Genomic DNA, 6,144 nt, shown 5'->3' on the forward strand with positions numbered 1-6,144 from the left:
AAACGGGGCGCTTTTTATATTACTGATAATATATGATTTAGTGGAAAACTGAATTGTTGAGAGCCATTGAAGTGAATTTTGTTATTTAGGGTATCTACTTTGAGAATATACCCTTCATAGTTATTAACATAACCATCTTCCCAAATAGTTAATATAGCTAATTCATTATATTCGAGTTTTTGGGCTACAGTCGTATTAATAGCTTCCAATTGATCGTCGCTTAATTGTGGTAATGCAATTTTATTTTGAGATTCTATATGTTCTTCCAGCATTTCATATTGGAGAGCCATTGTTTTGAATGGCGCCCACTTAACGATTCCTCGACCTTGAGGAATGTTTGGATTTAAATTTTCTCTAGGAATTTTTCTATAATCAGTTTCGTTTTTATATTCGTCTGGCATATCTGGATTAACAACCATAATTCCCCTCCTAATTTTTGTAAAGAAATTTATAGGTAAAATTATTTAAAACAGTAAAGCATTTGTTATAATATAAGTGACTTATATTAGTGGCATAAGTCATGCTATAGTTGAATTATCACATTAATTAACTTCAACGAAACCTACAATTAATCCTCAGTTAAATAATTAACTGAGGATTTTTTATGCTATAAATGTTACAAAAAAAGTTATAAATAATATAATAATAGTTGACAACGTACACAAAAGTACGATAAACTTTATTCATAGTAATAAATGTTTTATTAGATTTAGACAAAAAAAGAGAAGAAAATAAACTTCCATTTTCCAACTACTCACGTTTAGGTTGTTTAAATCTTCTCAAGTAACAGATGTTGTTACTAATTAATTTGTATCAATAATTATAACATGGAAGGCGGTAATTAGCATGAATAAAACTAAATTAGCGTATTATCTTAGTCTAGCCGCTTTAATCATAAGCGTGATTACATTGGTTATTACCATAACGAATATTTTTTTATAAACAATATAAAACAAAGGAGAGATTTTCATGAAAGAGACAGTACAGAAATTATTAGATAGTAAAATTTCAGCAGCAGAGATCAGCAGACAAACAGGAGTTTCAGATGCTATGGTGAAGAGACTGAGATTAGGCAGCCAAAACTTAGAAGGAATTTATTATAGCAATATGGAGAAACTGTATAATTACCAATTGGAAATTGAACAAGATCAAAAATATAATAGCGAAGATTATTACATTGATTTAGAAGAAATGAAACGTGTTTATAAATTACAGGACTATAAGGAATTATTAAGAATGAACGGGAATATTTGCTGGAAGATTAAGCGACAATTAAGAACTTTAGGATTTGAAGAAGACTCTGATGATGAAGCAGTACAGCTGTTATATGGTTATATAGATTTACTTAGCAAAGGAAAAATTGAATAAAAATGTTACTGTACAATCATATTAATGAGTATGCTATATTGGTTATAGTATCTAAAGTTTAAGGCGTTAATCGTTTTAAAGCTATACATTAAGCATTGATTGTTTGTAGCGAGCAGTCGATGCTTTTTATATATCGGCTATTATATAAAGACCGCTTCAAGTGGTTTTTATTTTCAGTATAAAATTACAAAGAATATTAAAAATAACATATTTAGAGGTGCATATATGAAAAAGATACTTAGTACAATCGTCACAGTAATAGTACTCATTGGTGTTTTTTTATTTATCAATGAGGATAATAGTAATGAAGAATTTGATGTTAAAGGTATTATTAATAAATTAACGACTGGATCAATTGAAAACACCAAAGAAGATAAAGAGCTAATTGGTGAAAAGACTAACCGAGAAAACTATAAATACATTAATAACAATAAAACATCATTAACTGATAATGATAAAGATTTGATACAAAAAAATGGAGATAGTGAATTTTGGGCTGATTATCCTAAATTAGATAAATATGGACGTGCTGGTAAAGTTACAGCTTTGGTAACATACGATAGTGTTGTGAGTCATTCATCAAAAGCGCAAGAGAGACCCTCATTTTCATCTAATGTACATGTGGCAGGTGAATATAAAGATGGAAAATTTGATGCGAGCGATCAAACGTGGAAAGGTAATATATCAAATAATAAAATTTTACAGTTAGATGGTTATAGAGGTTACATTTACAATAAATCACATTCTTTAGCATGGTCTCTAGGTGGAGATATGGAAACTCACAATCTTACATTAGGGACAAGAAGTCAAAATGTAGGTACTAATAAGGACTCTAACGGTGGCGGCATGGGCTATTCGGAAACACAAGTTAGAAATGCAATCTATAATAATAAAGAAGCTAAGATTTTTTATGAAGTTACCCCCGTATATAAAGATAAAGAGTTAGTGCCACGAGGAAGTCATGTTAGAGCTTATTCGATTAATGATGACGGTGAAACGATTAATTTAAACGTGTGGGTATCTAATACTGAGAACGGAATAAATATTAATTATAGCAATGGGACGTATAACCAAGAATAATCCCCCCTACCCGCTTCTAATTAGAGAAGTGGGTTTTTGTTTACAAAAAATATTAAAAGTAATATAAATTTTGTTGACACGTACATAAACGTACGATATAATTAACTTAAATTAACTATAGGAGTGATTGATATGTACATTAACGAATTTGCAGGTAACGGTTATACAGTAATCGAGAAAAGTAGCGTAGAAAGTGTATATGGCGATAACTTTGAAGATATTAATGAAGTAATGAAGACGTGTTTACCGGAAGAAATAGAAGTTGTACATTATTACAAAGAACCTATCTATGATGTGTATATAAATGGAGAATTACGAAAGAGTAATTTAAAGGAAAAAGAAATGCATATGTATATAGATTTAATGAATTTATTAAACAAGGAAAAATCAGCGCTTTAATTTACAAAAAGTATCAAAAATAATACAAAAGGTGTGATTTATTATGAATACGTTAGCGACAATAGAATTTATATCAAAAGATTATTCAGCAAATATTATAGGTTATTTGGAATTACCAGATAATGTTAGTACGCAGACGAAACATGAGGTATTTATAGAACGTGGAGAGTTCGTTGTTAGGTATTACGACGATAATAAGAAAATAATTGATTATATAGACGAAGAAGATTATAGAAAGTTGATGTGTACCTACAGTCTAAACGATTGGGATATAGATATGTTTTATTCAGTGATTGAGTTAAAGAATTGGGAACGAGTTTTATTATAGATCACTAGAAATCTTAAGGAAGTGGTTAGTATGGTAATTTTAGCAACAATAACTTTCAGACCAGAAGAAAAAGAGATTAGTGGAATATTAGAATACGGTACAGGAGATATAGTAGGAGAAAAATTTACGTTATTAGTATATGAGAATAATACATTAGATAGCAGATATAAGGTAAAATATAAGCATAAGACAATCAATTTGAACGAATATGTACATGAAACGGACTTAATTAGAATTGAACGAATGTATGAGAGAACTAAAGAAAACAGACACTTAACATGTTTCACTGCCTTTATTCACAATTGGGATTTAGCCCCAGTTTGAAAATAAGATAATAAGGAGATTCAAAATGACTGAAATTATTACAGTAGCAAGCTATAAAGGTGGAAATGGAAAGACTAATTTAATTATAGAGACAATTAAAGAACTAGTAAAAAATGGTAAAAGGATTTTAGCAATCGACACAGATGTACAAAATGGTTTGTTTCAATGGGCAGAAAAAGAATATCAACTTGAAACAGAAAATGTAGTAGTTGAAGTAAATGAAAATTTAACAATGGTGTCATGGAATCTATTAGAATTAGATAGATTGAATCAATTTAATACACAAGTCTATGACTATATATTAATTGATACAGCGCCAGATACAGCCACATTTGGAAATAAAGCTATAGAATTATCTGATAAAGTTATTATACCAGTAGAAAAAAGTAATCCATCTACAATAATGCCTTTAAAAAATTATATAGTTAAACTAAAAGAATTATGTCGAAAAATAAAAATAGTAACTTATGAAAGTGAACGAAATTTTATAGATGATGAAATATTAGAACAACCAAATGTTACAGTTCTAAGCAATGAAATTATTTGGGATAACCTAGTAGAAAGAATACCATTTATAACAAACGAAAATACTGTGACTGAACTTGAATTTGAAGTAGAAAATTTTGAAGAAAGAAAAAATGAATTTTTTAAATCATATAAAAAGGTCATAAACGAGTTATTTTAAAAATTAAGCAACAAAGAAGGTGTCATATGGACATAAATATAGATGGTTTGACCGCTTCTTATTCTCCTAGCAAAGAAGTGATTAACAAAGTAGAAGTGATAAGCAAGAAGCGATCAATTATGGTGAAATTTATATGTACTATGTTTGTCTTGAATTTTATAGTATTACAATTACAGGCGTGGACAGATACGAATACAGTAGCTTTAGGAGCGATAATAATTGCTATCAATTTGATTGTTGTTGTAATTCATCTGTCATTAAACGAACTATGTAAAAAGACGATAAAACAAGATTTGATTGAGTCTGAACGTATGAAAGAAGCAAGACGATTACGTGTTAAATACAATAAAGACGATGCAATAATTATGATTATGTGTTTTATCCAAGTAGCGATACAAATAATATATTAAAAACGTAATTAAATAGCAGAAAGAAGGCACTGACTTATATAAAGTTAGTGCCTTCTAAAATAAAAAGCTACTTTTAAAATGATTGAAATTATTAATTCTAATATAAACGTTGCCCTAATGTATATGCAGCAGTTTCCCAAGTCTATATTATGGCATTTAAAAATAGAGTCAAACAAGCCCCTTAATTTGTTTTATAGCCCACCTTATTTAGTAACTTCATTGTTTTGGCATGTATATTTGTTAAGTAGAATTATAGTGTCATTCATCAATATAAATTTGTCTTTTGCTTTATATTGAAAAATCGAATGATTATTTGATTCCCAATGATGCTTTAAAACATATCTACATAGTATTCTAAAATTTTCAGGATTTTTACAAATAAATACATCATTATTCTTACAATCTTTCGTCTTGATGAATTGATCGTTAGTTTCACAAAACTTAATGATAAATGCAGTCATATAATCAAATGGTTGTAGTGACTTGTCTTTTTTGTTTTTAAATTTTTCAAAATCATTAAAGAAAAGCGGTGATAAATTTTCTGTTTTAGCTTTGTATCGCATAGTTGAACGAAGAAATAAGTAATCTTCATCAACGATGTTATTCTTTGCAGAAGCTTCAAATAGTTTTTTTCTATACTCTGATTTACTATCCATAGAATCGAGCATATTTCTTCTCGTATTATTGAAACTGATTACTACAGCTAATAAAGATATAAATAAAGAAATGATGTTAGTCCCCCCTTCGTTTGACCCTTGTTTATCTAAAAAGATTGAATTTCCTATAAGTACATCTAATAAAAATATAAAAAAAACAAAAGCGGTTTTTCAAAAGATGTTAAACATATTCATAAATACCTCCAAAGAAAAAATTTACTATTTAAAAGTATATCAAAAGTTGAAGTGCTATATTATAGTTGTATCAAATAAAATAAGATAAGAAAGTTGGAAAATTAATGAGTAACGTAAAAAAAGATTTAGCGGAGCAAGAATTGAAAAACGTAGTAAAGAAAAAGCTTTAGTTGCTAAAGGTGTATGGAAAGAGTGTCCATGTGGGACAATATTTGAGCCAGAAAATGAAAGTCAATATTTATGTAATCATTGCCAAGAAAAATATGATAAAGCCTAGATAATATAAATACCCGCCCCTTTGGAACAAAGGGGTTATTTTTACGGGAAAATTCAACAAAAAGTATTAAAAATAACACATTTAGGCTTGAAACGTACACTAATGTACGATATAATGAAGGTAACAAATCAAACAAAGGAGCGATCAATGATGAAAATGAGTATAAATGAATTTAATAAGCAGCATAATATTTCAATAAAAGAAGGTTTTGAACTGTATGAAGTCTTTGAAGAATTAGAAAAAACAAATTTAGAATGTGGTTTTATAGCACTGACGAAGGAAAAAGCAAATCAAGCCATTTTGAAAGTGGAAACTCTAATAAATTTAGAGGATAAATATTACTTGTGTGTTCGATAATATAAGGGCTATTTATAGCCCTTATATTTACAAAAGGTATTAAAAATAATATAACTAGGAGCATG

General features: G+C 28.6%; 10 protein-coding genes. 8 read left to right on the forward strand and 2 right to left on the reverse strand.

All coding sequences use genetic code 11. The features are described 5' to 3' along the window. Window positions 1–14 precede the first annotated feature (14 nt). Complete coding sequence (locus JVU85_RS10375) at window positions 15–419, reverse strand: YolD-like family protein (protein ID WP_145461781.1); 405 nt, start codon at window positions 417–419, stop codon at window positions 15–17. Window positions 420–969: 550 nt separating this feature from the next. Between JVU85_RS10375 and JVU85_RS10380 the strand changes: the two genes are divergently transcribed. The 7 genes from JVU85_RS10380 (at window position 970) to JVU85_RS10410 (ending at window position 4,594) form a co-directional block, all read left to right on the forward strand. After that, the gene (locus JVU85_RS10380; RefSeq protein WP_204172507.1) at window positions 970–1,368 is read left to right on the forward strand and encodes a hypothetical protein; all 399 of its coding nucleotides are present in this window, start codon (window positions 970–972) and stop codon (window positions 1,366–1,368) included. Between the two features lie 225 nt (window positions 1,369–1,593). After that, a complete protein-coding gene (locus tag JVU85_RS10385) occupies window positions 1,594–2,448 on the forward strand; it encodes a DNA/RNA non-specific endonuclease (RefSeq protein WP_204172510.1) in 855 nt (284 codons plus the stop codon). Between the two features lie 132 nt (window positions 2,449–2,580). Beyond that, on the forward strand, window positions 2,581–2,847 hold the full coding sequence (locus JVU85_RS10390; RefSeq protein WP_204172511.1) for a hypothetical protein: 267 nt from the start codon (window positions 2,581–2,583) through the stop codon (window positions 2,845–2,847). Between the two features lie 43 nt (window positions 2,848–2,890). Further along, on the forward strand, window positions 2,891–3,175 hold the full coding sequence (locus tag JVU85_RS10395; RefSeq protein WP_204172513.1) for a hypothetical protein: 285 nt from the start codon (window positions 2,891–2,893) through the stop codon (window positions 3,173–3,175). Between the two features lie 30 nt (window positions 3,176–3,205). Beyond that, entirely contained in the window at window positions 3,206–3,499 is a 294-nt protein-coding gene (locus JVU85_RS10400) for a hypothetical protein (protein WP_044120146.1), read from the forward strand. Window positions 3,500–3,524: 25 nt separating this feature from the next. Then, window positions 3,525–4,184, forward strand: coding sequence for a ParA family protein (locus tag JVU85_RS10405; protein WP_145344764.1), 660 nt, complete (start codon window positions 3,525–3,527; stop codon window positions 4,182–4,184). 26 nt (window positions 4,185–4,210) lie between these two features. Next, the gene (locus tag JVU85_RS10410; RefSeq protein ID WP_044120149.1) at window positions 4,211–4,594 is read left to right on the forward strand and encodes a hypothetical protein; all 384 of its coding nucleotides are present in this window, start codon (window positions 4,211–4,213) and stop codon (window positions 4,592–4,594) included. A 203-nt stretch (window positions 4,595–4,797) separates the two neighbouring features. Here the strand turns inward: JVU85_RS10410 and JVU85_RS10415 are convergent, their stop codons facing one another. After that, a complete protein-coding gene (locus JVU85_RS10415; protein WP_165844824.1) occupies window positions 4,798–5,262 on the reverse strand; it encodes a hypothetical protein in 465 nt (154 codons plus the stop codon). 607 nt (window positions 5,263–5,869) lie between these two features. Between JVU85_RS10415 and JVU85_RS10420 the strand changes: the two genes are divergently transcribed. After that, window positions 5,870–6,079 carry a hypothetical protein gene (locus JVU85_RS10420; RefSeq protein ID WP_204172514.1) on the forward strand — a complete coding sequence of 70 codons (210 nt, stop codon included), beginning with the start codon at window positions 5,870–5,872 and terminating at the stop codon, window positions 6,077–6,079. Window positions 6,080–6,144 lie beyond the last annotated feature (65 nt).

The sequence above is a fragment of the Staphylococcus sp. GDY8P72P genome (assembly GCF_016890655.1).
GTDB lineage: Bacteria > Bacillota > Bacilli > Staphylococcales > Staphylococcaceae > Staphylococcus > Staphylococcus arlettae.